General features: G+C 65.4%; 17 protein-coding genes and 1 other RNA gene. 12 read left to right on the plus strand and 6 right to left on the minus strand.

What is annotated here, in order from left to right:
* Nucleotides 1-46: 46 nt before the first annotated feature.
* Nucleotides 47-2,407, minus strand: a complete 2,361-nt coding sequence (locus tag AWB81_RS15895) for a DNA polymerase III subunit gamma/tau (protein WP_062636959.1) — start codon at nt 2,405-2,407, stop codon at nt 47-49.
* Between the two features lie 131 nt (nt 2,408-2,538).
* Nucleotides 2,539-2,637: signal recognition particle sRNA small type (gene ffs / locus AWB81_RS15900), an RNA gene on the minus strand.
* A 377-nt stretch (nt 2,638-3,014) separates the two neighbouring features.
* Here ffs and trxA point away from each other — a divergent pair.
* From trxA to AWB81_RS15965, 12 genes are all read left to right on the plus strand, one after another.
* Nucleotides 3,015-3,341 carry a thioredoxin TrxA gene (gene trxA / locus AWB81_RS15905; RefSeq protein WP_008349330.1) on the plus strand — a complete coding sequence of 109 codons (327 nt, stop codon included), beginning with the start codon at nt 3,015-3,017 and terminating at the stop codon, nt 3,339-3,341.
* A gap of 256 nt (nt 3,342-3,597) precedes the next feature.
* Nucleotides 3,598-4,863: a transcription termination factor Rho gene (gene rho / locus AWB81_RS15910; protein WP_062636961.1), complete on the plus strand. Its 1,266-nt coding sequence runs from the start codon at nt 3,598-3,600 to the stop codon at nt 4,861-4,863.
* 129 nt (nt 4,864-4,992) lie between these two features.
* Entirely contained in the window at nt 4,993-5,499 is a 507-nt protein-coding gene (locus AWB81_RS15915; protein WP_062636962.1) for a MerR family transcriptional regulator, read from the plus strand.
* Nucleotides 5,496-7,037, plus strand: a complete 1,542-nt coding sequence (locus AWB81_RS15920; protein WP_062636964.1) for an MFS transporter — start codon at nt 5,496-5,498, stop codon at nt 7,035-7,037. The genes AWB81_RS15915 and AWB81_RS15920 overlap by 4 nt, the downstream gene beginning before the upstream one ends.
* Before the next feature lie 4 nt (nt 7,038-7,041).
* A complete protein-coding gene (locus AWB81_RS15925; RefSeq protein ID WP_062636966.1) occupies nt 7,042-7,878 on the plus strand; it encodes a M90 family metallopeptidase in 837 nt (278 codons plus the stop codon).
* 156 nt (nt 7,879-8,034) lie between these two features.
* On the plus strand, nt 8,035-8,289 hold the full coding sequence (locus tag AWB81_RS15930) for a type B 50S ribosomal protein L31 (RefSeq protein WP_062636969.1): 255 nt from the start codon (nt 8,035-8,037) through the stop codon (nt 8,287-8,289).
* A gap of 291 nt (nt 8,290-8,580) precedes the next feature.
* The gene (locus AWB81_RS15940; RefSeq protein WP_062636972.1) at nt 8,581-10,338 is read left to right on the plus strand and encodes an ArnT family glycosyltransferase; all 1,758 of its coding nucleotides are present in this window, start codon (nt 8,581-8,583) and stop codon (nt 10,336-10,338) included.
* 37 nt (nt 10,339-10,375) lie between these two features.
* Nucleotides 10,376-11,752 (plus strand): MATE family efflux transporter, encoded by a 1,377-nt coding sequence (locus tag AWB81_RS15945; RefSeq protein WP_062637026.1) that lies wholly within the window; start codon nt 10,376-10,378, stop codon nt 11,750-11,752.
* 135 nt (nt 11,753-11,887) lie between these two features.
* Nucleotides 11,888-17,842, plus strand: a complete 5,955-nt coding sequence (locus AWB81_RS15950) for an alpha-2-macroglobulin family protein (protein ID WP_062636974.1) — start codon at nt 11,888-11,890, stop codon at nt 17,840-17,842.
* A 4-nt stretch (nt 17,843-17,846) separates the two neighbouring features.
* On the plus strand, nt 17,847-20,099 hold the full coding sequence (pbpC, locus tag AWB81_RS15955) for a penicillin-binding protein 1C (protein ID WP_062636976.1): 2,253 nt from the start codon (nt 17,847-17,849) through the stop codon (nt 20,097-20,099).
* Nucleotides 20,100-20,329: 230 nt separating this feature from the next.
* Nucleotides 20,330-20,887, plus strand: coding sequence for a ComEA family DNA-binding protein (locus AWB81_RS15960; protein ID WP_062636977.1), 558 nt, complete (start codon nt 20,330-20,332; stop codon nt 20,885-20,887).
* A gap of 244 nt (nt 20,888-21,131) precedes the next feature.
* On the plus strand, nt 21,132-21,611 hold the full coding sequence (locus AWB81_RS15965; RefSeq protein WP_374730493.1) for a YidB family protein: 480 nt from the start codon (nt 21,132-21,134) through the stop codon (nt 21,609-21,611).
* Between the two features lie 60 nt (nt 21,612-21,671).
* Here the strand turns inward: AWB81_RS15965 and AWB81_RS15970 are convergent, their stop codons facing one another.
* From AWB81_RS15970 to AWB81_RS15985, 4 genes are all read right to left on the minus strand, one after another.
* A complete protein-coding gene (locus AWB81_RS15970) occupies nt 21,672-23,042 on the minus strand; it encodes a HipA domain-containing protein (RefSeq protein WP_087135009.1) in 1,371 nt (456 codons plus the stop codon).
* Nucleotides 23,035-23,349 (minus strand): helix-turn-helix domain-containing protein, encoded by a 315-nt coding sequence (locus AWB81_RS15975; protein ID WP_062636982.1) that lies wholly within the window; start codon nt 23,347-23,349, stop codon nt 23,035-23,037. Before AWB81_RS15975 ends, AWB81_RS15970 begins: the two co-directional genes overlap by 8 nt.
* Before the next feature lie 240 nt (nt 23,350-23,589).
* Nucleotides 23,590-26,187, minus strand: a complete 2,598-nt coding sequence (clpB, locus tag AWB81_RS15980; protein ID WP_062636983.1) for an ATP-dependent chaperone ClpB — start codon at nt 26,185-26,187, stop codon at nt 23,590-23,592.
* Between the two features lie 140 nt (nt 26,188-26,327).
* A complete protein-coding gene (locus AWB81_RS15985) occupies nt 26,328-26,813 on the minus strand; it encodes an Rrf2 family transcriptional regulator (RefSeq protein ID WP_062637029.1) in 486 nt (161 codons plus the stop codon).
* Between the last annotated feature and the right edge of the window lie 71 nt (nt 26,814-26,884).

Raw genomic sequence — 26,884 nt, forward strand, 5'->3', positions numbered from 1 at the left:
ATCGCGTCGCCGGGGCGGTCATCGCGAGGCCGGCGCTTTCAGGTACTCAATTGCCGGGCGCTGTGCCCGACGATGCCAGCGGCTTGATCGACCCCTGCACGATGCTCGCGCCGAAGTCGCGGATCAGCGACTGCACGAACGGGTCCCGCGCGATCTCTTGCTCGGCTTCCAACTGACGCTTCGCGCGCGCGGCGGCATCGAGCGCGGCTGCCGTGCGGCGCGCCGGCCCCACGGTCACGCTGACTTCGAGCGCACGGCCGAGCTTGTCGGCGAGCGCCGCCTTCAGCTTTGCGACCTGCGACGCTTCGGCGTATTGCGGCACGGGCACGCTGAGCGAAATCGACGTGGTATCGCAGGCGGTCAGTTCGCTGTTGAACGCAAGCTGATAGGAGATGCCTTTCAACGGCAAATCGGCGGCGAGCGCGGGCCAGTCGCCCGCAAAGCCGATCGCGTCGAGCGGTACCGCGGGCGGCAGCGGGCGCGTGTCGGTTTTAGGCGCGGGCGGTTGTGTCGCATTGAAGCGCAGGTCGTCGGGGCCGCTTTCGAACGCGGGCACAAAGCCGTCGTCCGGCGGCATGAAATAGGCGTCTTCCGCCGACGCCGGCTGGAAATCGTCCGGCGGCATGTCTTCCCACGGCGGCAAGGACGCGGCGGCGTTGCGCTTCGGCGCGGCAGCCGGCGTCGATTCGACAGGCTGCGCCGCAGCCGGACGGCGCGGCGTCGGTACCTGGACGGCGGGAGCTGCAGGCTTCGGTGCGACTGGCTTCGGAGTTGCAGGCGCAGCGCGCGCTCCGCGATCGGACGATATCCGCATGCCGGCGCTGCGCAGTACTTCCAACGCAGCACTCGCGCCGGATGCGGCGCGCGACACAACCGTACGGTCGATATTGTCAGCGAGCGGTTCTTCGTCGCGTCCGGCCGCTGTCGCGGCCTGCTGGGCCGCGGCCGCAATCGGCGCGACGGGAGCGTCGGGTGATTCTTCGCCGCCCAATGACGGCTGCGGATCGGTCGAGGCGTCGGCAGGCGTCGAGTCGGCGGAAGCTGCATCGGGCTCTGGCGCCACCGGTTCAGCAGACGCGGCGGCACGTTCGCCGGCCTCAGCGCGTTTCGCATCGGCCGACACAACCGGCATAACCGGGGCTGCCTCGGTTCGCGTCGGTGCCGCTGGCGCCGCGCGTTCGGTCGTTGCGGTTTCGTTCGCGCGAGGCGCCTGCCCGGACGCACGGCCGGCGCTTCCACTCGCAGCCGTCGCGGCCGGCGCCCCCGCCTTGCGAGCCGAACCGCTCGCCGGCGCATTGACCGAGACGCCGCCGTCCGGACCGCCAGCCGGCTCGAATGCGAGCATGCGAAGGAGCGTCATCGTGAAGCCGGCGTATTCGTCGGGAGCCAGGCCCAGTTCGCTGCGTCCGACCGTCGCGATCTGATAGAACAACTGGACCTGTTCGGCGGAGAGCGTATCGGCGAAGCGCCGGATGTCCTCGGCTTCGGGCCACTCGTCGAGCACCGACGCCGGCGCGAACTGCGCCCACGCGACCCGGTGCAACAGACCCGCCAGATCCTGCAACGCGGTGGAGAACGACAGGCTGCGCAACGCCATTTCATCGGCAACCGACAGCACGGTCTCGCCGTCGCCGGCTGAAAGCGCGTCGAGCAGCCGGATCAGATAGCTTTGATCGAGCGCGCCGAGCATGCCGCGCACGGCCTCTTCGGTAACCTGGTTCGCCGAATAGGCGATCGCCTGATCGGTGAGCGAGAGCGCGTCGCGCATGCTGCCGTCGGCCGCGCGCGACAAAAGCCTCAGCGCCTGCGGCTCGAACGGAATCTTTTCTTCGCCGAGAATGTTCTCAAGATGCGAGACGATGTGCCCCGCCGGCATCTGCTTCAGGTTGAACTGCAGGCAGCGCGACAGCACGGTCACCGGAATCTTCTGCGGATCGGTCGTGGCGAGGATGAACTTGACGTGCGGCGGCGGCTCTTCCAGCGTCTTCAGCATCGCATTGAACGCGTGGTTCGTGAGCATGTGCACTTCGTCGATCATATAGACCTTGAAGCGCGCATCGACCGGCGCGTACACGGCGCGTTCGAGCAGCGCCGCCATCTCGTCGACACCGCGATTGCTCGCCGCGTCCATCTCGACGTAATCGACGAAACGCCCCTCGTCGATTTCCCGGCACGCGCGGCACACGCCGCACGGCGCGGAGGTCACGCCCGTTTCACAGTTGAGTGCCTTCGCGAAGATACGCGAGAGCGTCGTCTTGCCGACGCCGCGCGTGCCCGTGAACAGATAGGCGTGGTGCAGGCGGCCGCCGTCGAGTGCGTGCGTGAGCGCACGAACGACATGCTCCTGGCCGACGAGCGACGCGAACGATTTCGGCCGCCATTTGCGTGCGAGAACTTGATAGGTCATGCATGAAATTGTATCAGCAACCTCATGCGACAAAGGCGGCCGCAATGGTGCTTCGGGCATGCGCTGAAAGCGTGCCGACACGACGTAAAAACAGGGGAAAACAACGAGGAGAAAAGCAGAAAAAAGCGGAAGGTGACGAGCCCGACCCTCGGCACTGGCGGAAAACGGCTGTGGCTGCTTCGTTCCCGACCTGACCAGGTTGACCGCGCCGCCATGCGAGGAGGCCCGTCACGACGAATTGTATCATCGGATGGACAGAAGCGCACCTCCGGCTTTCGACTGCACTGGCGCGAGCGTCCGTCGGGCCTTGTGCCGTGGGCGTTTCGGCGGCCTCTTGCGCTTTCGGCTTGCGCCCGCATTTGGGTCGTATCGATACCCGGTCGACGCCCCTATCAGCATCCGGCAACGGATAGCAAAGTAGGCTAAGATGACATGTGAATCACCCGTAACCGACGTGCTCAGGCACGTCCGCGGCCCGGCCAGCAAGGCTTCCCGCGTGCGGCATGCGAGCGGTTTTCACTCCGCAGCAACGAAGAACTTTTCTTGTTTTGGTGTATCGTGGCGAGCATTCAAACGCGGGCCTCGAATCCATAGAGGTATTCAGATAATGAGCGAATCAATCAAGCATATCAGCGACGCATCGTTCGAACAGGATGTCGTCAAGTCGGATAAACCTGTCCTGCTCGACTTCTGGGCCGAGTGGTGCGGTCCGTGCAAGATGATTGCCCCGATCCTCGACGAAGTCGCGAAGGATTACGGCGATCGCCTGCAGATCGCGAAGATCAACGTCGACGAGCATCAGTCGACGCCGGTCAAGTTCGGCGTGCGCGGCATCCCTACGCTGATCCTGTTCAAGAACGGTGCAGTGGCTGCGCAGAAGGTCGGCGCATTGTCGAAATCGCAACTCACCGCGTTCCTCGACAGCAATCTGTGACACCCGGTCTTAAGTGCAAATCAGGGCGCTGCAAAGGCGCCCTGATTTGCTTCTGCGTCATCGGGCGAAAGCCGGCCCATGTTGTGAAGCGACAACATGCGCGCCAAAGCCGCGTCGCAGCGCCACCCGGGGCTCGCCCGGCGTGTGCTATGCTAGAATCACAAGACTTCAAAGACGTATAAGTCCTAGAGCGGTTCCGCTCACCTCATCTCCCAAATCTTTCTGTCGCACCTCTTCTCCCTGGCGGGAAATCTGTATGCATTTATCCGAGCTCAAGTCTCAGCACGTGTCAGCACTGATCGAGATGGCCAATGGCCTCGAGATCGAAAACGCAAACCGCCTGCGCAAGCAGGAATTGATGTTTGCGATTCTCAAGAAGCGCGCCAAGACGGGCGACACGATCTTCGGCGACGGCACGCTGGAAGTCCTTCCCGACGGCTTCGGCTTTCTGCGCTCGCCCGAGACCTCGTATCTCGCGAGTACGGACGACATCTATATCAGCCCGTCGCAGATTCGCCGCTTCAATCTGCATACCGGCGACACGATCGAAGGCGAAGTGCGCACGCCGAAAGACGGCGAACGCTATTTCGCGCTGGTCAAGGTGGACAAGGTCAACGGGCAGCCGCCCGAGGCCTCGAAGCACAAGATCATGTTCGAGAACCTGACGCCGCTGCATCCGAACAAGCCGCTGCCGCTCGAGCGGGAAATGCGCGGCGAGGAGAACGTGACGGGCCGGATCATCGACATGATCTCGCCGATCGGCAAGGGCCAGCGCGGCCTGCTCGTAGCGTCGCCGAAGTCGGGCAAGACCGTGATGCTCCAGCACATCGCGCATGCCATCAAGTCGAACCATCCGGACATCGTGCTCTTCGTGCTCTTGATCGACGAGCGTCCTGAAGAAGTGACGGAAATGCAGCGTTCGGTGGCGGGCGAAGTGATCGCCTCCACCTTCGACGAACCCGCCGCGCGCCACGTGCAGGTCGCCGAAATGGTGATCGAGAAGGCAAAGCGTCTCGTCGAAATGAAACACGACGTCGTGATCCTGCTCGACTCCATCACACGTCTCGCGCGCGCCTACAACACGGTCGTGCCGGCGTCGGGCAAGGTGCTGACGGGCGGTGTCGATGCAAATGCGCTGCAGCGTCCGAAGCGCTTCTTTGGTGCCGCGCGCAATATTGAGGAAGGCGGGTCGCTCACGATCATCGGCACCGCGCTGATCGAAACCGGCAGCCGTATGGACGACGTGATCTACGAAGAGTTCAAGGGCACTGGCAACATGGAAGTGCACCTGGAGCGCCGTCTCGCGGAAAAGCGCGTCTATCCGTCGATCAACCTGAACAAGTCCGGCACGCGCCGCGAAGAACTGCTCATCAAGCCGGACCTGCTGCAGAAGGTCTGGGTGCTGCGCAAGTTCATCCACGACATGGACGAAGTCGAAGCGATGGAATTCCTGCTCGACAAGATCCGCCAGACGAAGAGCAATTCCGAGTTCTTCGACCTGATGCGCCGCGGCGGAGGCTGATTCTCCGCGCCGCCGTTGAGGCTGCACCGCACGAAAAACCGCTCGCTTCGCCGAGCGGTTTTTTTTCGCCCGGACGCCGCCAGAGTCAAACCTGTACGTTCACGTTCATGTTGAACTATAATCGCGTCCATGTCCGACGAATCGACTCCGCTTCTCACCGTGCGCGACGCCGCCGAGCGACTCGGCGTGACGCCGCGCACGCTGAAGTATTACGAGGAACGCGGCCTCGTTACGCCGAGCCGCAGTGAGGGTCGTTATCGCCTGTACGACGAAAGCGATCTCGAACGTTTCGGGCGCATTTTGCGTCTGCGCTCGCTGGGCTTTTCGCTGCATGGCATCGTCGAGATGCTCAAGCGCCCGCTCGAATCGACCGACGCCGGCGGCCGACGCTACTCGGCGGAATCGCTCGACGAGATCCGCGGCGGCCTGCAGCAGCAACTCGATGCACTCGACGCGCGCATCGATGCGGTGCGCCGCGAACTGAAAGAAGCGCAGACCGTGCGTGCGGAACTGCGGCGCGATCTCGACTACGTAGAGGCTCGCATTGCCGGCACGCCCGCCGACCAGTTGCTGGACGCGCGGCGCAACGCGCGCGCGGCATCGAAGGCGAAGCGCGCGAAGAGCGGCGGCGCATGACTTCGCAGGCCGGCACCTCCGCTCGCCTGCGCGGCGACTTCTTCCCATGGGTACTCGCGCTCGCAACCGGTCTCGACTATTTCGACAACGCGATCTTTTCCTTCTTCGCGAGCTATATCGCGGGCGGCGTGAATGCATCGCCGGACGAACTCGTGTGGTCGTCGAGCGCTTACGCGGTGGCCGCCGTGCTCGGCATACTCCAGCAGCAATGGTGGGTCGAGCGGCTCGGCCATCGGCGCTATATCGCCGGATGTCTCCTGCTCTACTCGGCGGGCGCGGCGATGTCGGCGCTTTGCGACACCTCGCTGCAACTCATGTTCACGCGCGGTCTCCAGGGCTATTTCATCGGTCCGATGATGGGCGCCTGCCGCATCCTGATCCAGATCAGCTTCGCGCCGCAACCGCGCGCGAACGCGCTGCGCTCCTTTCTCGCGCTGATCGTGCTGTCGAGCGCGCTCGCGCCGCTCGCGGGCGGCCTGCTGATTGCGCATTTCGACTGGCGCGCGATCTTCTTCTGCACGGCGCCCGCCGGCGTCGCGATCGCGGTGTTCGCATTCTTCGTGCTGCCCGATTCCGGCAACGTGCAACCCGAAGCGCGCGGCGAGTCGCATTTCTGGCCTTACCTGCTGTTCGCATTCGCTCAGGGCGCGCTGCAGATCGTGATGCAGCAGGTTCGCTTCCAGCTTTTCACCGCCTCGCCGATGCTGATTCTACTGACCGTTTCCGGCATCGGCGCACTCGCCTGGTTCGTCTGGCACCAGTGGCATCATCCGTCGCCGCTCGTGCGGCTGCACGCTCTGCGCGAACGCACGTTCCAGGTCGGCCTGCTGCTTTACATGTTCTATTACTACGAGACGACGGGCTTCAGCTATCTGGTCTCGCGCTTTCTCGAACAGGGGCTAGGCTACCCGGTGGAGAACGCGGGGCGGCTCGTCGGTGTGACCTCGCTGATCTCCGGCACCGCGCTCTTCGCCTACTTCCGTTACGCGAAGCTGCTCCCGCGCAAGAAATGGATGATCGTGCCTGGGTTCGCAATCGCGGCCCTCGTCGCGCGGCTGATGACGCGCATGTCGCCCGCGGTCGCCCAGTCGGCGCTCATCCTGCCGATGCTGCTGCGCGGCCTTCTGCTGCTTTTCATCGTGCTGCCGGTCGCGAATCTCACGTTCCGCATCTTCGCGATCGAGGAATTCACGCACGGCTACCGGCTGAAGAACATCGTGCGCCAACTGACGATTTCGTTCGGCACGGCGTCGGTGATCATCGTCGAGCAGCATCGGCAGGCAGTGCATCAGACGCGCCTCGTCGAGTGGGCAAATCCGTACAATCCGGTGTTCCAGCAGACCGTCGAGACGCTCACGCACAGTTTCGCCGCCGCCGGACGCAGCGTCGCCGAAGCGCATGCGCTCGCGATCGCGAACGTGAGCCGGATGGTGGCGCAGCAGGCGAGCTTTCTCGCGTCGCTCGACGGTTTCTATTTCCTGATGGGCGTCGCGCTCGTCGCCGGCGCGTTCGCGTGCTGGCAAAAACAGATCGACTGAAACGATGCCCAATCTCTTCTCACGCTGGTTCGGCGCGCAACGGCGGGAACGCGCGCTGCGCAAATACGCCATCGACGACGCGCTCTGGCGGCGCACGCTCGACGCGCTGCCGTTCTTCGGCCATCTCGATGCCGCCGATCGCGCCCGCCTGCGCGAAAGCGCGAGCCTCTTCATCGCGCAAAAGGAGTTTTCGACCGCGCACGAACTCGAACTCACCGACGCGATGATCGTCTCGATCGCGGCGCAGGCTTGCCTGCCGGTGCTCAACCTGAGCCTCGACCTGTATCGAGGCTGGGTCGGCGTGATCGTGTATCCGGGCGAATTCGTGATCCGGAAGACGGTCGAGGACGAGGACGGCGTCGTCCACGAAGTCGAGCACGACGCAAGCGGCGAGGCGTGGGAAGGCGGGCCGGTCGTGCTTTCGTGGGAAGACGCGCAGATGACGGACGGCGCGGACGCCTACAACGTCGTGATCCACGAGTTCGCGCACAAGATCGACATGGTGAACGGCGAAGCCGACGGCCATCCGCCGCTCTTTCGCCGCTGGCACGCGCCGCTCGACGCGCAAGGCTGGGCCGACGTCTTCGACCACGCCTACGACCACTTTTGCGCGCAGGTCGACGCCGTGCCGGAGCGCCGGTGGAGCCGGTTCGAGCGCGAATCCCTGATCGATCCCTACGCCGCCGACCATCCGTCGGAGTTTTTCGCGGTGTGCAGCGAGGCGCTCTTCGTCACGCCGCAGGCGTTCGAGGCGGCCTATCCGGAGCTGTACCGGCTGCTTGCGCGCTATTACCGGCAGGACCCGGCGGGCATGGGCGTCCTCACGGCGCCGCAGGCGTGAGCGCGGCACCGCAAAATCATGCCAAACGACTGATTTTCTGGCATAATCGCCGTTTTTCGACCTCAGGCAAGTGACTCGCGCTCAAGCGTTGGCGAATCTACCGAATCGTTCGGAGGCGCCCCGCGGGTTGGCTACCGTCAGATATCAGGAAAGACCATGAAAGAAGGCATTCACCCGAATTACCGCGAAGTCCTGTTCATCGACATGTCGAACGACTTCAAGTTCGTGACGCGTTCGACCATCAACACGCGAGAAACCGCCGAGTTCGAAGGCAAGACCTATCCGCTCGCGAAGATCGAAGTGTCGTCGGAATCGCATCCGTTCTACACCGGTCAGCAAAAGATCATGGACACGGCCGGCCGCGTCGAGAAGTTCAACAAGAAGTTCGCAGCGTTCTCGTCGAAGAAGTAAGACGGCAGCGTTTGACGGTCGGCGCGAGACGTCGATACGGGCAAAAAGGGCAGCGAAAGCTGCCCTTTTTTGTCCCTGCTCGATGCTGCGTGCGGCGCGGGTTCGCGGTGCCCTGACACGGGTTGCGCTTCGCGACATCGGCGGCGCGCGGGTTCTGCCGACCGGCACGGCTCGCGACTACAATGCCGGATGCTTCGATTCATGCACCGTCGGGCAGCGCGCGCCGGCTGAACGACCCGCGCCGCTCGCGGCCTCGAAGTCACTGTTTTTCCATCCACTGCTCCTTCTCGCATGCGCTCTGTCGTCCGCCTGACCGCTTCCGCCACCAGCGCCCTGCCGCGCTGGCTTCTGCTCGCCATCTGTATCATCTATGCGTCGTTCGGGCTGTTCGGCCGCGATCCGTGGAAGAACGAAGACGCAGCGGGCTTCGGCGTGATGTGGACGATGGCCAACGGCGACGCCAAGGACTGGCTGCTGCCGAATCTCGTCGGCAAGGCGCTGACTGCCGACGGCCCGCTGATGTACTGGCTCGGCGCCATCTTCATCCGCGTGCTGAGTCCGTGGGTCGATGCGAGCAACGCGTCGCGCGTCGCGACGGGCCTCCTCTTCTGCCTTGCCTGCGCGTTCGTCTGGTACACGGCTTATCTGCTCGGCCGGCGCGACGAAGCCCAGCCATTCAAATATGCGTTCGGCGGCGAACCGGAGCCGCGCGACTACGGCCGCACGCTCGCCGACGGCGCCCTGCTCATCCTGCTCGCGTGCTTCGGGCTCGCCGAGCGCGGCCACGAAACCTCGCCGCTGCTCGCGCAGTTCACGGGCAGCGCGATGCTCGTCTACGGCCTCGTGCGCAGCATCGACAAGCCCGTGCAGGGCGCGCTGATCTGGGGCGCGGCGATCGGCGTGGTCGGTTTGTCGAGCAGTCCGGTGCTCGTGTTCGCGCTTTTGCTCTGCACGCTCGCGATGACAATCGTCGTGCGGCCGGTGCGGGCACTGCCGCTCGTCATCATGGGGCTGCCGCTCGCGGTCGTGATGATCGCCGCGTGGGTGCTGCCGACCCTGCACTTCTATCCCGACGACGGCGAATGGTGGCTTCGGCAGTGGTGGCGCAGCAGCTTTCACACGTTTACCGGGCCACCGTCCGAAGTGCTCGGCTACGCGATGAAGAACCTGCCGCTCTTCACGTGGCCCGCGTGGCCGCTCGCGATCTGGACCTTCGTCAGCTGGGGCGGACAGCGCCGCTCGCCGCATGTCGCCGTGCCGCTTTCGGTGATCGGACCGCTGCTCGTGCTCGTCGTGCTGCAAAGCCACGAGACGAACCGTCTGTTCATGCTCCTCCTGCCGCCGCTTTCGGTGCTCGCGACCTTCGCGCTTCCGACGTTGAAGCGCGGCGCGATCAACGCGATCGACTGGTTTGCGATGCTGAGCTTCACGATCCTCGGCACGTTCGTGTGGCTCGTCTGGACGGCCGGCATCTTCGGCTTTCCGCCGCCGCTCGCGCGCAATCTCGCGCGGCTCGCGCCCGGGTTTCATCCCGAGTTCAAGATCCTGTCGTTCGTGTGCGCGGTGGCCGTGACGCTCTGCTGGGTCTTGCTCGCCCGCTGGCGGCTCGCGCGCCATCCGAAGGTGCTGTGGCGCAGCGTCGTGCTCTCGAGCGCGGGAACCACGCTCATGTGGGTGCTCCTGATGACGCTGTGGCTGCCGGTCGTGAACTACAGCCGGACCTATCGCGACGTCGCCGAGCAGATCGCCGACCACCTGCCGCCCGATTACAGCTGCATCTCGCCCGTGCGCCTCGGCGACGCGCAGATCGCGACCTTCGCCTATTTCGGCGGCATGCACTTCTCGTTCGACGAAGACTGCGACGTAATCCTGCGCCAGGACCGCGCGGATTTCGGCGAGCCGTCGTCGATGTCGGCGTTCGCGTGGAAGCTCGTCTGGGAAGGCCGGCGCGTCGCCGACCGCGACGAGCGCTTCCGCCTGTACGTGCGCATCGAACGCCCGACGCCGCCGGGCAAGCGCGAGCGCCCGAAGACGCTGCGGCGGCCGTAATCCGATGCGTCCGGCAATGGAAGGCACCGCACGCCCGATGCTCGCCGATGTCCGCCGGATCGCGTCGCTCGCGTGGCCGGTGCTGATCGGCCAGCTCGCGATCATCGCGTTCGGCGTGATCGACACGGCGATGGTCGGCCGCTTCTCCGCTACCGATCTCGCCGCGCTCGGGCTCGGCTCGTCGGTCTACATTTCCATCTATATCGGCCTGACGGGCATTCTGGTCGCGCTCCAGCCAATCGCCGGGCAGTTGTTCGGCGCGGCGCGCGAAAAGGAAATCGGCGAGGAAGTGCGGCAGGCACTGTGGCTCGCAGCGGTGCTCGCTGTCATCGGTTTCGTGCTGCTGTATTTTCCCGAGCCCCTGCTCGGTCTCGCCGACGCCCCGCCCGCGCTGCACGAGCGCACAGTGCAGTATCTGCGGATCGTGTCGTTCGGGCTGCCTGCGAGCCTCGTGTTTCGCGTCTACAGCTCGCTCACGAACGCGGTCGGCAAGCCGCGCCTCGTGATGTTCCTGCAAGTGGGCGCGCTCATCGTCAAGTTTCCGCTCAATACCTGGTTCATCTTCGGCGGGTTCGGCGTGCCGGCGCTCGGCGGTCCGGGTTGCGCGCTCGCGAGCACGCTGATCAACTGGCTGCTCGCCGCCGTCGGCATGACGGTGCTCGTGAAATTCGAGTTCTTCCGCCCGTTCGACATCTTTTCGCATTTCTGCTGGCCGGTGTGGAGGCGTCAGGCCGCGCTTCTGAAGCTCGGCATTCCGATGGGGCTCTCCTATCTGATCGAGGTGACGTCCTACACGTTCATGGCGCTCTTCATCTCGCGCTTCGGCACGACGTCGCTCGCCGGCCACCAGATCGCCGGCAACCTCGGCGCGGTGCTCTACATGACGCCGCTGTCGATCGGCATCGCCTCGTCGACGCTCGTCTCGCAGGCGCTCGGCGCAGGACGTTTCGACGCGGCCGCGTCGATCTCGCGGCACGGCATCGCGCTCGCGAGCGGGCTTGCGTGTCTGTATGGCGCGATCGTGCTGGCGCTGCGGCTGCAGATCATCTCGGCCTACACGCCGAACGAAGCGGTGATCGCGGCGGCGATGCCGCTCGTGCTGATCGTCGTCTTCTATCACCTCTTCGATGCACTGCAGATTTCGACCGCGTTCATCCTGCGCGCCTACAAGGTGACGCTCGTGCCGACCGTCATCTACGCGCTCGCGCTCTGGGGCATCGGACTTGGCGGCGGCTATCTGCTCGGCTTCGACGCCGGCGGCATGGTGCCGCAGTGGCTGCAGGGCGCGCGCGGCTTCTGGGTGGCGAACACGCTGAGCCTGGGCGTCGCGGGCGTCGGACTCTTTCTCTACTGGCGCCGTGTCAGCACGCGGCATGTGTCCGTCGCGACGCAAGCGCGCAGCGTCCGGAACTGATCTGGTCACTGCGTCGAACTGTCACGAAACGCAAACTTTGACGCGCAAACATCGCTTTCCATGCACGGTAGTTGAAAGATACGCGTAGGGCTCCGGTAGAATCGGCGGCGTCTGCCGATTCCGGAGCGAGCGCGAATGACCCGCGTCACAACAAGAAAACAATGGATTCTGGCCGCGACGGCCCTTTTCACGGCCGCCGTCTTCGGCACCGCGATGCATCGCGCCGACGCCGCCCGCGCCGTGAGCGTATCGCCGCAAGGCAAGGTCGCGCAGGTGCGCCAGGTCGTCATCAAGTTCGACGAAGCGATGATCGCTTTCGGCGGTCCCGGCGCCGCCGCGCCGGCGAAGGTCGCGTGCAGCGGCGCAAGCGTCGGTGGCACGGCGCGCTGGATCGACGCGAAAACCTGGGCCTACGATTTCGAGAACGACCTGCCGCCGGGCATGCGGTGCGCGGTCGATTTCAACAACGGCCTGAAGTCCGTCGCGGGCAATGGGGTCACGGGCAAACGCAGTTTCGCGTTCGAAACCGGCGGCCCGTTCGTCACCCGCGTGATGCCCGGTAGCGGCGAGATCGAGGAAGACCAGGCGTTCGTGCTGCGACTGAACGGACCGGCGACAGAAGGATCGGTGCTCGCGAACGTCTGGTGCGAATCGAATGCGCTTGGCAACCGCATCCCCGTCAGGTCGCTCGACGTGAACACGCGCGCCACCCTCCTCAAGCATTTCCGGCTCGACAAGGAAAGCGATCGCGTGCTCACGCTCGCCTGCCAGCAGACCCTGCCGTCCGCGACCAAGATGCAGCTCGTCTATGGCGCGGGCGTCGCGGGCCCGAGCGGCATCGCGAACGATGTCGAAAAACGTTTCGACTTCACCGTGCGCGATCCCTTCACCGCGAGCTTTTCATGCGAGCGCGAGAACGCGAAGGCGCCCTGCACGCCGCTGCGCCCGTTGCGGCTGCGCTTTTCCGCGCCGATCACCCGCGCCGACGCGCAGAAGATCGTCCTGCACGGCCCGGGCGGTAACGTCGCGCCCCGTTTCGATGCCAGCGACAAGAGCGCCGAAGTCGACAGCATCGAGTTCGCGGCGCCGTTGCCGGAGCGCGCGGAACTGTCGATCGAATTGCCCGCGAACCTGAACGACACGAGCGGCCGCAAGCTCGCGAACGCCGACCTCTTCCCGCTGAAAACCTCCACGGCGCCGATGCCGCCGCTCGCGAAGTTTTCGTCGTCGACGTTCGGGATCGTCGAGCGCTTCGCCGAGCCGAACATGCCGGCGATGCTGCCTGTCACGCTGCGTCACGTCGAGGCCGACCTGCACGTGCAGGGACTGAATGCCGGCAACTCGCGCGTGACGAAGCTGAAGGTCGACGCGGACGAGGACATCCGCCGCTGGATGCGCATCGTCGATCGCTTCGACGGCACGTCGATGGCGCGTTCGGAGATCCGTCAACTGATGCCGCAGGCGCTCGCAAACGGAGCCACGCCAGTCTACACCCCCAATCCCGACAACAGCAACAACGCCAAGTCGAAAGATCCGCAGATCGACGTGCGTTCGCTGTCGCTGCTGAACCGGCAGCCCGGCGTGGAGGCGCTGAACCTGCCCGCCGCCGACCCGAAGGCGCTCCGGCCATTCGAAGTGTTCGGCATTCCGCTTGCGAAACCGGGCTTCTATGTCGTCGAGCTGGCGTCGCCGGCGCTTGGCGGCTCGCTCCTCGGCAAGGCACAGCCGATGTACGTGCGCACTTCGGTGCTCGTCACGAATCTCGGCGTGCACTTCAAGCAGGGTCGGGAGAACAGCGTCGTATGGGTGACGGCGCTCGACAACGGCAAGCCCGTGCCCAACGCGCAAGTACGCGTGACCGACTGCAACGGTGAGCAACTCGCGCTCGGGAAGACCGACGTGAACGGCCTCGCGACGATCAGCAAGCCGCTCGCGCCCTTGCGCCAGTGCGATGAAAACAGCTTCGGCTACGACGGCTTTTTCGTGTCGGCTCGCGTGGACGATCCGGCGACCGGCCCCGACATGGCGTTCGTGCGCTCGGACTGGAATCGCGGCATCGAGTCGTGGCGCTTCAACGTGCCGACCGACATGGGCCTCGAGCGCACGACACGCGCGCATACCGTCTTCGACCGGACGCTCGTGCGCGCGGGCGAAACGGTGTCGATGAAACACCTAATGCGCGTCGAAACGCTCAAGGGTTTCGCGTTTCCCGAGCACTATCCGTCGCGCGTGACGATCCGTCACGAAGGCAGCGGGCAGACGTATCGCATGCCGCTGACGTGGTCCGCCGATCACAGCGCCGACTCCTCGTTCGCGGTGCCCGCGGCGGCGAAGCTCGGCGAATACAGCGTGTCGCTCGACGACGGTTCCGCGAGCGACGACGACGGCGAAGGCTCGGCAAATGCTTCGTTCTATGCCGGCAGCTTCCGGGTCGAGGAATTCCGGCTGCCGGTGTTCAAGGGGTCGGTGGCCGTGCGCGACCAGAAGACGGGAGCGCTCGTCGCGGCGAAGGAAGCGCCGGTCGCAGTGCAGATCGACTACGTGTCGGGCGGTCCGGCTTCGAACCTGCCGGTGCGCGTGTCGGCGCTCTTGCGCGACACGTCGCCCGCGTTCGCCTCGCAATTCGACGGCTTCAGTTTCGCACCTTACCGCAAGCCCGCCGACGATGGCGCGAGCGCAGGCGCAGCAGCGGAGGACGAAGAAGGCGCGCAGGAACAGAACGCGACGGCGAAGCTCGTTGCCGACAAGCTGCCGGTCACGCTCGATCGCAACGGCGCGGGCACGGTCACGCTGAAATCGCTCCCGGCCGTCGAGGCGCCCAAGCGGCTCGCGATGGAAGCCACCTTCGCGGACCCGAACGGCGAAATCCAGACGATTCGCGGCGACGCCACGCTCTGGCCCGCCGCGGTCGCAGCCGGCATCAAGGCAGGCCAATGGGTATCGGTCGGCAACGCGGTGCCGGTGCAGGCGCTCGCCGTCGACCTGCAGGGCAAGCCGCGCGCGGGCGTCGCGCTGGAAATTCGCGGCGTTGCGCGGCTGATGTCGAGTTCGCGCAAGCGCATGGTCGGGGGCTTCTACGCCTACGACAACCACACCGAAACGAAGGACCTCGGCACGCTCTGCAGCGGCAAGAGCGACGACCACGGGCTCTTCTCCTGCGAAGCAAAACTGGCGGACGCCGGCAACGTCGATCTGATCGCGCTCGCGAAAGACGGCGACGGCCGCGCGGCCAACGCGACCACGTCGGTATGGGTCACGCGCGAGAACGACCTGTGGTTCGGCGGCGAAAACACCGACCGCATCGACGTGCTGCCCGAAAAGGCCAGCTACGAGCCGGGCGAAACCGCGCGCTTTCAGGTGCGCATGCCGTTTCGTTTCGCGACCGCGCTCGTCGCGGTGGAACGCGAAGGCGTGGTCGAGACGCGCGTCGTCGAACTGAACGGAAAGGACCCGACCATCGACCTGAAAGTGCAGGAATCCTGGGGGCCGAACGTGTACGTGTCGGTGCTCGCACTGCGCGGGCGGATTCACGAAGTGCCGTGGTACTCGTTCTTCACCTGGGGCTGGAAGGCGCCGGTCGAATGGGCGCGCGCCTTCTGGTACGAAGGCCGACAGTACGAAGCGCCGACGCCGCTCGTCGATCTCTCCAAGCCTGCGTTCCGCTACGGTCTCGCCGAGATCAAGGTCGGCACGGCGGCGCACCGGCTCGCCGTCACGGTGACACCAGATGCGAAGTCCTATGCGGTGCGCTCGAAGGCACACGTGAAGGTGCGCGTCGCGCTGCCGGGTGGCACGAGCGCGCCGGCGGGCACGCAGATCGCGCTCGCCGCCGTCGACGAGGCGCTTCTCGAACTCATGCCGAACCGAAGTTGGGACGTGCTCGACGCGATGCTGCAGCGGCGCGCGTACGGCGTCGAAACCGCGACGGCGCAGATGGAAATCGTCGGACGCCGGCATTTCGGGCGCAAGGCGGTGCCGGCGGGCGGCGGCGGCGGGCACAGCGCGACGCGCGAACTGTTCGACACGCTGCTGTTGTGGAACCCGCGCGTGACGCTCGATGCGAACGGCGAAGCGCTCGTCGACGTGCCTTTGAACGACGCGCTGACGAGCTTTCGCATCGTCGCGATTGCGACCGTGGGCGCGGCGCAGTTCGGCAGCGGCAGCGCATCGATTCGCAGCACGCAGGATTTGCAACTGATTTCGGGACTGTCGCCGCTCGTGCGCGTCGGCGATGCGTTCCGCGCGCAGTTCGCGCTGCGCAATACGACTTCGCGCAAGATGCAGGTCGTCGTGACGCCGGGCGTTCCGGCGCTCACGCTGGAAGCGCGGACGATCGAGCTCGCACCGGATTCGTCGCAGGAAGTCGCGTGGGACGTGACCGCGCCCGACGCGCTCGGCGCCACTGCCTCGTCGGCTGCGCTCGCGTGGGACGTCAGCGCCGTGGAACAAGGCGGAGCGAAAGCGAGCGATGCCATCAAACTCACGCAGCGCGTAACGGCAGCAATTCCCGTGACGGTCCAGCAGGCGACCATCGCACAAGTGGACGGCACGCTCACGCTGCCCGTCGCGCCGCCCGCCGACGCCACCGCGTCGAGTGACGGCACGATTCGCGGCGGCATCGCGGTATCGCTGCAACCGAAGCTCGCCGACGGCCTGCCCGGCGTGCGCCGCTGGTTCGAGCGCTATCCGTACAGTTGTCTCGAACAGCAGACTTCGCGCGCGCTCGGTCTCGCGGATGCTGCGCAGTGGCAGACGGTAATCGCGCGCATGCCGTCGTACCTCGATCGCGACGGCCTCGCGAACTACTTTCCGCCCGCCGACGACGAACGGCCAACCGGCAGCCTGACGCTTTCCGCGTATCTGCTCGCCGTGTCGGACGAAGCGGCGAAGGCGGACCGCCGCTTCGCCCTCCCCGACGACCTTCGCGGCAAGCTCGCGGCGGGTCTCGTCAATTTCGTCGAAGGGAAGCTACAGCGCGACTTTTGGGCGCCGCGCCAGGATCTCGACCTGCGCAAACTCGCAGCCATCGAGGCGCTGTCACGCTATGGGATGGCACAGCCGCGCATGCTCGGCTCGATTACGATCGCGCCGAACCAGTGGCCCACGTCCGCGCTGCTCGACTACTACGCGATCCTTGCGCGCGTCGAAGGCATCGCCGGGCGCGACGACAAGCGCGCGCAGGTCGAGCAGATCCTGCGCGCGCGGCTAACGTATCAGGGCACGCGCCTGACGTTCTCGACCGAGCGCGATGACGATCTCTACTGGCTCATGACCGGCACCGAATCGAACGCGGCGCGCACCGCGCTCCTCTTCGCCGATGCGCCCGGCTGGAAGGACGAGATGCCGCGGCTCGTCGGCGGCCTGCTCGCGATGCAGAAGAACGGCGCCTGGCAGACGACGACCGCAAACCTCTGGGGCACGCTCGCCGTCGAGCGCTTCTCGCGCGTGTTCGAGAGCGCGCCGGTCAGCGGGCAGACGAAGATCCTGCTCGGCTCGACCGAGAAGACAGTGACTTGGCCCGCGCCGCCGCGCGCCGCCAGCGCCACGCTGCCGTGGTGGAGCGGCGCGCTCACGCTCACGCAGGAAGGCAGCGGCAAGCCGTGGGCGACTGTCGAAAGTCTCGCGGCGGTCGCGCTGAAGGCACCGTTCGCGGCGGGCTATCGCATCACGAAGACCGTCACCCCGGTCGATCCCGCGGTAAAGGGCGTATTCTCGCGCGGCGACATCGTGCGCGTGCATCTCGACATCGATGCGCAAAGCGACATGACCTGGGTCGTCGTCAACGATCCGGTTCCGGCTGGCGCGGCGATCCTCGGCTCGGGACTCGGCCGCGATTCGGAGGTCGCGACCGAAGGCGAGAAGCGTGAGCTAGGCGCGTGGCCGGCCTTCGTGGAGCGTGGCTTCGACGGCTATCGCGCGTATTACGACTATCTGCCGAAGGGCAAGCTGCAGGTCGAATACACGATGCGGCTGAACAACGTGGGCACATTCGGATTGCCGCCGACACGCGTCGAAGCGCTCTATGCGCCCTCGGCATTCGGCGCGCTGCCGAATGCGCCGATGGTCGTGAAACCGGTCGCGGCGAAGTAACGCCATGAAACGCCCCGCGCGCTTCGTCATCGGCAGCATCGCGTGCGTGTTCGCGATCGAGGCGCACGCGTGGCCGACCTTCGACGAAGTGCGCGGCAGCTGGCGCAGTTCCGACTGGGTGCTGCTCGACCGCGAAGGCGTTCCGCTGCAGCGCGTTCGCATCGACAAGTCGGCGCGGCGCGGCGACTGGGTCGCGCTCGCGGACATCTCGCCGGCGTTGCGCGAGGCGATCGTGGTGTCGGAGGACAAGCGCTTCTACGAGCATGGCGGCGTCGACTGGCGCGGCGCCGCTGCGGCCGCGTGGACGAACCTCTGGAACACGAGGACGCGCGGCGCATCGACGGTGACGATGCAGCTCACCACCCTCATCGACGACGAAGGCCGCCGGCCGGGCCGCCGCTCCGTCGGTGAAAAGGCGCAGCAGACGGTCGGTGCACTGTGGCTCGATCACGCGTGGCGCAAGGATCAGATTCTTGAAGCGTATCTGAATCTCGTGCCGTTTCGCGGTGAGATCGTCGGCTTGTCGGCGCTTTCGCAGACCTTGTTCGGCAAGGCGCCTTCCGGCTTGAACGAACGCGAGGCGGCGCTCGCCGCGGCGCTCGTGCGCGCGCCGAATGCGCCGTACGCGAAGGTCGCGGTGCGCGCCTGCGCGATCCTGCGCGACATGCACGCGCCTGATGGCTGCACGAATCTCGAGAGCTACGTGCAGTTGACACTCACGCGCACGGCCTCCGCGCCCGCGCTGTCTTCCGACTACGACGCGCTCGCGCCGCATTTCGCGCGGCGCGTGGCGGGCGAAGTGCATCCGGCGGCGGGCGCTCGCGTACGATCCACGCTCGATGCACGGCTGCAGCGCTACGCACGCGACACGCTGTCGCGCACGCTGACCGAACTGAACGCGCGCGCCGCTCCGCGCAATGTCCACGATGGCGCGGCGATCGTCATCGACAATGGCAGCGGCGACGTGCTGGCGTGGGTCGGATCGGCGGGCGGTTTCTCGAATGCGCCTGAAGTCGATGCCGTGCTCGCCGCGCGGCAGGCCGGCTCGACGCTCAAGCCCTTTCTGTACGCGCAGGCCATCGACGAGAAGCGGCTGACAGCGGCCACGCTGCTCAACGACGCCCCGCTCGATCTCGCCACCGGCGGCGGTCTCTACATTCCGCAGAACTACGACCACGACTTCAAGGGCTGGGTGAGCGTGCGCTCGGCGCTCGGCTCGTCGCTGAACGTGCCGGCCGTGCGCACGCTCGTGATGGTCACGCCGCATCGCTTCGCGAAGACGCTCGTGGCGCTCGCCCTGCCGCTTTCCGAAACCGGCGACTACTACGGATTCAGCCTCGCGCTCGGCAGCGCGGACGTAACGCTGCTTTCCTTGACCAACGCTTATCGCGCGCTCGCTAACGGCGGCATCGCCGGATCGACGCGCAACGTTGCGAGCAATGCGACGCCAGCGCCCGGCATGCGCGTATTCACCCCGCAGGCGAGCTTCATCGTCACCGACATCCTCGCCGACAACAACGCCCGCACCCGCACCTTCGGCTTCGACAGCGTGCTCGCGACCCGCTTCTTCAGCGCCGTGAAGACCGGCACCAGCAAGGACATGCGCGACAACTGGGCGATCGGCTATTCGTCGCGCTACACGGTGGGCGTGTGGGTCGGCAACGCGGACGGCGCGCCGATGTGGGACGTTTCCGGCGTCACGGGCGCCGCGCCCGTCTGGGCGGCGCTCATCAACTACCTGCATCGAAGGACGGCGAGCCGCGAACCCACTGCGCCCGAAGGGGTCGTGAAAACTCACATCGCGTATCAGGACGGCGTCGAGCCCTCGCGCGACGACTGGTTCTTGCGCGGCACGCAGATGACGACCATCGCACTTTCCGCCGCTGCGGGTTCATCGGGCACGGTGGCATCGAATCGCGGTGCGCCGAAGATCGGCTCGCCAACCGACGGCACCATCTTCGCGCTCGATCCGGACATTCCCGCGACCGCGCAGCGCGTCTGGTTCGAAAGCGCGGGCGGCGCGCGCGATGCGATGGCCTGGCAACTCGACGGCAAGCGGTTCGCCCGCACGTCTCGCGTGGCGTGGCTGCCGTGGCCGGGACGACACACGCTCGAACTCGTCGATGCCAACGGCGCGGTGCTCGATAAAGTCGGTTTCGAAGTGCGGGGCGCGTTCGCGAAAACCCCGCAAGCTTCGAAAAAGCCTTTGCGCGATCCGTCACGATCCGCCAGTTCTTCGGCAAATCCGGCGCAATGACGGCGAAAAGAACATCGGGAGCACGAAGTTTCGGTGTCGTCGTCGTGGACACGTCATCCCGTCGTGCCACGGTAACGTTAAATATTGTGCGGCCGCACGGCGCCGGCCCGATGGTCGTGCAAAATGCGGCCGGTTATCGTCCGGGACGGTTTTTATCCTATGCTTAACGGCACCGATCGACTTCGCCCGCCCGACTTTCAATCTAGCTCTCTCTTTCTGGAGTGCCTGTCATGCTGAAAAAGCTTCTGATGCTGTGGGTTGCAATCATGCTGTCGATCGGCGCCGCGTTCGCGGCCGTCGATGTCAACACCGCTGATCAGGCGGCGCTCGAGTCCGTCAAGGGCCTCGGTCCCGTGAAGTCGAAGGCAATCATCGACGAACGCACGAAAAACGGCCCGTACAAGGACGCCGACGACCTCGCGACCCGCGTCAAGGGGCTGGGTACGAAGTCCGTGGCGAACCTGGAGGCGGCGGGCCTGACCATCGGCGGATCGTCCGCGGCGCCGACCGGCAAGACCGCGACGCGTCCTTCGTCCACGACGGGCGCGGCACCTTCGAATTCGACGGTCAAATCATCGACAGCGGCGAGCACGGCGAACTCGCCCGCCGCCACGACTGCGACTACGCCGGCGACGGCGCCGGCCGCATCGGGCACGAAGGCGACCAAGGCATCGAAGAAAGAGAAGGCTGCCTCGGCGGCCGCCGCTTCGGGCGCAAGCGACGCGAAGCCAACCAAGTCGAGCAAGAAAAAGGACAAGGCCGCGAGTGCCGCAGCAGCGAGCCAGTAACGCGACTGCATCGACGGATCCATAACAGCGAACTGCAAGCGCTTCAAACCGGATCGAACCGAACCGAACCGAATCGAACCAATCAGCGGGCCGGCACTCGATACCCAGGTGCGCGGTTCGCGAAGCCGGATCGTTCAATCGGCGAGCAGCGACCGCGCAGCAGCATCATCTTCGTCGTCCGCGCGCGGACGGCGCCTCCCGCCGCGACGTCGCGTGCGCAACCTGCGCGCGGCGTCGCGGCGGCATCCAACCCGCGTCACCTCGTAGTGAGACAGCCATGAGCCTACTCGATTCCCTCGCATCTTCCCTCGGCAAATCGTCGCCTGAAGGCGGCGGCGGTTCCTCCAATCTGATCGCCACGGCAATGGAATTCATCAACAATCAGCCGGGCGGCCTCTCCGGCCTGATCCAGCGCTTTCACGAACATGGCGCGGGCGACATCATCTCGTCGTGGATCGGCACCGGCGAGAACAAGCCGATCAGCCCCGATACGGTGACCAACGTGCTCGGCAACGAGCAGGTAGGCGCGCTCGCGGAGAAGGCCGGCGTCTCGGGCGAGCAGTTGTCGGGCATGCTGGCGGCCGTGCTGCCGAACCTCGTCGATCGCGCGACGCCCAACGGCGAAGTGCCCCCGGAAGGCAAGCTTGACCTGACGAGCGTGCTGGGCTCCCTCGGCGGCCTCGCGGGCCTCTTCGGCAAGAGCGAAGGCGACAAGAACGCCTGAGCGCGCGTTCGTTATCGATGTCCGGATGACGCCGCCCGCGCGAAAGCGCCGGCGGCGTTTCTATTTGGCGAGCTTCTTCACCATGTCCGCGATGATCGTATGACGGATCACGCGCAGGCAGGTCAGCTCGCCGCCGAGCGGCGCGGCGAGCGACGGATTGCCGCCGAGCAGCACGGCATTCTCCTCTTCGACTTGCGCGTACAGGTCCGCGGCAGCCTTCGCGATACTGTCGACGAGTGCATCGAGCAGCCGTTCGGCCGTCTTGCGCGCGATGCCGAGCACGTCGGCGGACCGCAGCATCAGCGCGCGTTCGAAGTCGGCGTAATGGCGCGCGTCGAGCACGTCCCACGCGAACGACGCCCGCGCGGGCCAGTCGCCCTTCTGATACGACGGCGTGCCGTATGCGGCGACGCTCAGCAGGTCGTAGAACGGCGCGAGCTGAATGCCGTCGTGCGAGACGAGAAAGCTCAGATTCTTCAGATGCGCGTCCGAATTGCCGACCAGCACGTTGAACACGAGCCACGAAAAGAGCCGCGTGCGCGCGGACGCCTGATTGCGGCAGCGCGCGGCAATCGCCGCAAGCTGTTCGACGCTGCCCTGCTCGTACTTGAACGTGCGCGCGAGATCGAGCAACTGGCAGGCATCGATCAAATGACGGCGGCGCCAGGCGCCCTCGCTCTTCTCGCGATCGAAACGGTCGACGAGATACACCGGCGACGGCACATAGCGCCGATGCACCGGCGGCACGTCGAGCCGCAGCTTCGCCGCGAGCTTCATCACGAACCATTCGTTGATGACGGAGTGCGGATAGTCGTCGGTGTCCTGATGGTTCGGCTTCAGGATGTGCGTCGACGGCGTGTGGCCGGCCGGCTCGAACAGTTCGTTGCCGCGCAGGACGACGGCGAGCTTGTGCTGCGCGCCCGCGAGCGACATGCGCTTTAACGCGTCGTGCGTGAGCGGCACGCGCGGCAGCGCCTGGATGCGCGCCTGCAAGGCTTCGTCGGTGAGACGGCGCTCGGCGATCGCGCTCTCCGGCGGCGCGCCCGGTGGATAAAGCGTGACCGATCCCGCCGACTCCGCGCCGTAGTGCGCGAGGAGCGCGAAGGCGTCGGCTTCGTTGCGGATCGCGGCGTCGCGGGCGAGCAGCGTGCGCTGGCCTTCTTCGGGCAGCAGGTTGTCGAAATACCACTGGACCGAGCGGCGCGTACTGCCGTCGCGGCAGGTTTCGTCGGCGAGCGGCAGCGCCGGGCTCAGCGCGTAGTTGTCCGCGCGCTCGCGCCATGCCGGGAGATAGGTGAAGGACCAGATGTCGTCGTCGGCGGTGAGCGTGCCGACTTCGATGTCGTTGATGCTCGCGATCAGACTGCGTCCGGCATGACTTGCGGCCGTGCCTTCGGCGCGCGGCTTGTCGGCCTGCCGATGTTCAGCCATCCGTTTGCTCCCGCGCCGCCTTGCGCTTTTCCGCGCGCTCGACGCGGGCGTAGCGCTTTTGCTCTTCACTTGCGAAGAGTTCGGCGGCGGCGTCCGGAATATCGACGCTCACGCGCACGCCGAGTCCTTCCAGCACCTGGAACAGCTTGCCCCAGTGCACGCTTTCCGCGCCTTTTTCGACTTTGCCGAGAAAGCTCTCGCTCACGCCGATGCTGCCCGCGGCATCGTCCTGGCGCAGACGCTGGGCCTTGCGCGCGGCGCGCACCGCGACGCCGATGTCGTGCGATTCGATGAGGTCGATTTTCATGGATTTAATCCGTGTGATCGCAGGGATCATAGCAGCCGTTCACGACGATATGCAATTTATCCATTTGATCAACGAGATTTTTCGATTGAGCACTCGTTGTCCCACCGATTCCGTACAACTGCACGGATTATTGCAATCAACCGCAATCACCTAAAATAATCCTTCCGTGCACACGGATTTTTGAACGAAAAAAAGGCGGTGAATTTCTCCACCGCCCTCCAGATTTCAGACCGCCCGCGCTTAATGCACGACGCGATCGAACACGAACTGCCCTTCCCGCACATCGACCGGGATCACGTCCTTCGGACCGAACTTGCCGGCCAGAATCAGCTTGGCGACCGGATTTTCGATCTCCTGCTGAATCGCGCGCTTCAGCGGCCGTGCGCCGAAATGCGGGTCGTATCCGACCTTGCCGATCTGCTCCAGCGCCGAATCGGACACGTCGAGTTGCATGTCGAGCTTCGCCAGCCGGTCATGCAGACGCTCCAGCTGAATCTTCGCAATGGACTGGATGTTGCTGCGGTCGAGCGAATGGAACACGACCACATCGTCGATCCGGTTCAGGAACTCGGGCCGGAAATGCAGCTTCACCTCTTCCCAGACCGCGTCCTTCACGGCTTCGTGCGGCTCGTCGACCATCGCCTGGATCACCTGCGAGCCGAGGTTCGACGTCATCACGATCACCGTGTTCTTGAAGTCGACCGTGCGCCCCTGGCCGTCCGTCATGCGGCCGTCGTCGAGGACTTGCAGCAGCACGTTGAACACGTCCGGATGCGCCTTCTCGATTTCGTCGAGCAGGATCACGCTATACGGCTTGCGTCGCACCGCTTCGGTCAGGTAACCGCCTTCCTCGTAGCCGACATAGCCCGGCGGCGCGCCGATCAGCCGCGCGACGCTGTGCTTCTCCATGAACTCGCTCATGTCGATGCGGATCAGATGGTCTTCCGAGTCGAACAGGAACGCGGCGAGCGCCTTGCACAACTCGGTCTTGCCGACGCCCGTCGGCCCGAGGAACAGGAACGAGCCATACGGCCGGTTCGGGTCCGAGAGACCGGCGCGCGAACGCCGGATCGCATCGGCGACGGCGCCGATCGCTTCGTCCTGGCCGATCACGCGCTCATGCAGCTTGCTTTCGATCTGCAAGAGCTTTTCGCGCTCGCCCTGCATCATCCGCGACACGGGAATGCCCGTGGAACGCGACACGACTTCCGCGATTTCCTCCGCGCCGACCTGCGTGCGCAAGAGACGCGGGCGCGTCGGATTATTCTGCTCGGTGGCCTCGGCCTGCGTGACTTGCTTCAGACGCGTCTCAAGTTCGGGCAGCTTGCCGTACTGCAACTCGGCGACTTTTTCGAGCTTGCCTTCGCGCTGCAGACGCGTGATGTCCGCGCGAACCTTCTCGATCTCTTCTTTCAGGAGCGCGCTACCCTGCACCGTTGCTTTCTCGGCGGTCCAGATTTCCTCGAGGTCGGAGTATTCGCGGTTGAGCCGCTCGATTTCCTCCTCGATCAGTTGCAGACGCTTCTGCGACGCTTCGTCCTTTTCCTTCTTGACGGCCTCGCGCTCGATCTTCAGCTGGATCAGCCGGCGGTCGAGACGGTCCATCTCTTCCGGCTTCGAATCGATTTCCATCTTGATCTTCGAGGCCGCTTCGTCGATCAGGTCGATCGCCTTGTCGGGCAGGAAGCGGTCCGTGATGTAGCGATGCGACAGTTCGGCCGCCGCGACGATCGCCGGGTCGGTGATATCGACGCCATGGTGCAACTCGTACTTTTCCTGCAAGCCACGCAGGATCGCGATGGTCGCCTCCACCGTCGGTTCGTCGACCAGCACCTTCTGGAAGCGCCGTTCGAGCGCCGCGTCCTTCTCGATGTACTTGCGATATTCGTCGAGCGTGGTCGCGCCGACGCAATGCAGTTCGCCGCGCGAAAGCGCTGGCTTCAGCATGTTGCCCGCGTCCATCGCGCCTTCGGCTTTGCCCGCGCCGACCATCGTGTGGATTTCGTCGATGAAGACGATGGTCTGCCCTTCGTCCTTCGCGATGTCGTTGAGCACGGCCTTCAGCCGCTCCTCGAACTCACCGCGATACTTCGCGCCAGCGAGCAGCGCCGCCATGTCGAGCGAGAGCACGCGCTTGTTCTTGAGCGTCTCCGGCACCTCGCCATTGACGATGCGCTGCGCAAGCCCTTCGACGATCGCCGTCTTGCCGACACCCGGCTCGCCGATCAGCACCGGGTTGTTCTTCGTGCGACGCTGCAGGATCTGGATCGAACGGCGGATTTCGTCGTCGCGGCCGATCACGGGGTCGAGCTTGCCCGAGCGCGCGCGTTCCGTCAGGTCGACGGTGTACTTCTTGAGCGCTTCACGCTGGCTCTCGGCGTCCTGGCTGTTGACCTGCGCGCCGCCCCGAACCGCGTTGATCGCAGCTTCGAGTGCCTTGCGCGTGAGGCCGTGCTGCTTCGCGATGCGGCCGGTGTCGCCCTTGTCGTCCGCGACCGCGAGCAGGAACATCTCGCTCGCAATGTAGGTGTCGTTGAGCTTTTGCGCTTCCTTGTCGGCACTGTTGAGCAGGCCGGCGAGATCGCGGCTGACCTGCACGTTGCCGTCCGTGCCCCGCACTTGCGGCAGGCGCGTGATGGCGTCGTTCAGCGCCGTTTGCAGCGCCTGCACCTGCACGCCCGCGTGCGAAAGCAGCGAACGCGCCGAGCCGTCCTGCTGCGCGATCAGCGCGGCAAGCAGATGCGCCGGCTCGATGTACTGGTTGTCATGCCCGACGGCGAGACTCTGCGCGTCGGACAGCGCTTCCTGGAACTTCGTGGTTAGTTTGTCGATTCTCATTATTGAGACCTCCAATTCGGAATGTGTTCAAAATGAGGCGTTTTTCGGCGCTTTCAAGCGTCTAAATGCGTGACTCGCGCATTTTTCTCGGCTTTCGACAAAAACCGGGGCGGCGCCGGGCCTCGCCCGTAACGCGCCGCCTAGCCATGCGCCGCGGCCAGCGCGCTGCCGCCGGACGGCATGAGACGCACGATGCCGAGCAGCCCCGCCAGTTCGTTCGCGGGTTGCGCCAGTTCGCCGATCGTGTGGCGGTCAAGCTCTGCGAGGAACGCATCGCGAGCGGCGGCGAAAACGCCCTTGAGCCGGCAATGCGACTGAATCACGCAACGGCGATGCGCCTCGTCGTCGGAAAAGCAGCCGACGAGCGCAAAGTCGTTTTCCGTCTTGCGCACGACTTCGCCGATCGTGAGCGCGCCCGAGCGCTCGTTCAGTTTGAGTCCGCCGTTGCGCCCGCGCACGGTCTCGATCCAGCCCAGTTCACCGAGACGCTGGACGACTTTCATCAGATGGTTCTTGGAAATGCCGTAGGCGTCGGAAATTTCCTGGATCGTCGTGAGCCCTTCCGTGCGCACGGCGAGGTAGAGCATGACGCGCAACGAGTAATCGGTGTAATCGGTGAGTCGCATGGTTCGATGCACGCGCGACGGCGCGATGAGGCAAAACGACGATTGAAAGCGGGCGCAGGCGGCGAGAAACG

Source organism: Caballeronia arationis (assembly GCF_001544975.2).
Classification (GTDB): domain Bacteria; phylum Pseudomonadota; class Gammaproteobacteria; order Burkholderiales; family Burkholderiaceae; genus Caballeronia; species Caballeronia arationis.

What these genes read in the sequence shown, in the direction of transcription:
- AWB81_RS15895 (WP_062636959.1), bottom strand. Translation starts at nt 2,407, where the DNA reads ATGACCTATCAAGTTCTCGCACGCAAATGGCGGCCGAAATCGTTCGCG.
- trxA (WP_008349330.1), top strand. Translation starts at nt 3,015, where the DNA reads ATGAGCGAATCAATCAAGCATATCAGCGACGCATCGTTCGAACAGGAT.
- rho (WP_062636961.1), top strand. Translation starts at nt 3,598, where the DNA reads ATGCATTTATCCGAGCTCAAGTCTCAGCACGTGTCAGCACTGATCGAG.
- AWB81_RS15915 (WP_062636962.1), top strand. Translation starts at nt 4,993, where the DNA reads ATGTCCGACGAATCGACTCCGCTTCTCACCGTGCGCGACGCCGCCGAG.
- AWB81_RS15920 (WP_062636964.1), top strand. Translation starts at nt 5,496, where the DNA reads ATGACTTCGCAGGCCGGCACCTCCGCTCGCCTGCGCGGCGACTTCTTC.
- AWB81_RS15925 (WP_062636966.1), top strand. Translation starts at nt 7,042, where the DNA reads ATGCCCAATCTCTTCTCACGCTGGTTCGGCGCGCAACGGCGGGAACGC.
- AWB81_RS15930 (WP_062636969.1), top strand. Translation starts at nt 8,035, where the DNA reads ATGAAAGAAGGCATTCACCCGAATTACCGCGAAGTCCTGTTCATCGAC.
- AWB81_RS15940 (WP_062636972.1), top strand. Translation starts at nt 8,581, where the DNA reads ATGCGCTCTGTCGTCCGCCTGACCGCTTCCGCCACCAGCGCCCTGCCG.
- AWB81_RS15945 (WP_062637026.1), top strand. Translation starts at nt 10,376, where the DNA reads ATGCTCGCCGATGTCCGCCGGATCGCGTCGCTCGCGTGGCCGGTGCTG.
- AWB81_RS15950 (WP_062636974.1), top strand. Translation starts at nt 11,888, where the DNA reads ATGACCCGCGTCACAACAAGAAAACAATGGATTCTGGCCGCGACGGCC.
- pbpC (WP_062636976.1), top strand. Translation starts at nt 17,847, where the DNA reads ATGAAACGCCCCGCGCGCTTCGTCATCGGCAGCATCGCGTGCGTGTTC.
- AWB81_RS15960 (WP_062636977.1), top strand. Translation starts at nt 20,330, where the DNA reads ATGCTGAAAAAGCTTCTGATGCTGTGGGTTGCAATCATGCTGTCGATC.
- AWB81_RS15970 (WP_087135009.1), bottom strand. Translation starts at nt 23,042, where the DNA reads ATGGCTGAACATCGGCAGGCCGACAAGCCGCGCGCCGAAGGCACGGCC.
- AWB81_RS15975 (WP_062636982.1), bottom strand. Translation starts at nt 23,349, where the DNA reads ATGAAAATCGACCTCATCGAATCGCACGACATCGGCGTCGCGGTGCGC.
- clpB (WP_062636983.1), bottom strand. Translation starts at nt 26,187, where the DNA reads ATGAGAATCGACAAACTAACCACGAAGTTCCAGGAAGCGCTGTCCGAC.
- AWB81_RS15985 (WP_062637029.1), bottom strand. Translation starts at nt 26,813, where the DNA reads ATGCGACTCACCGATTACACCGATTACTCGTTGCGCGTCATGCTCTAC.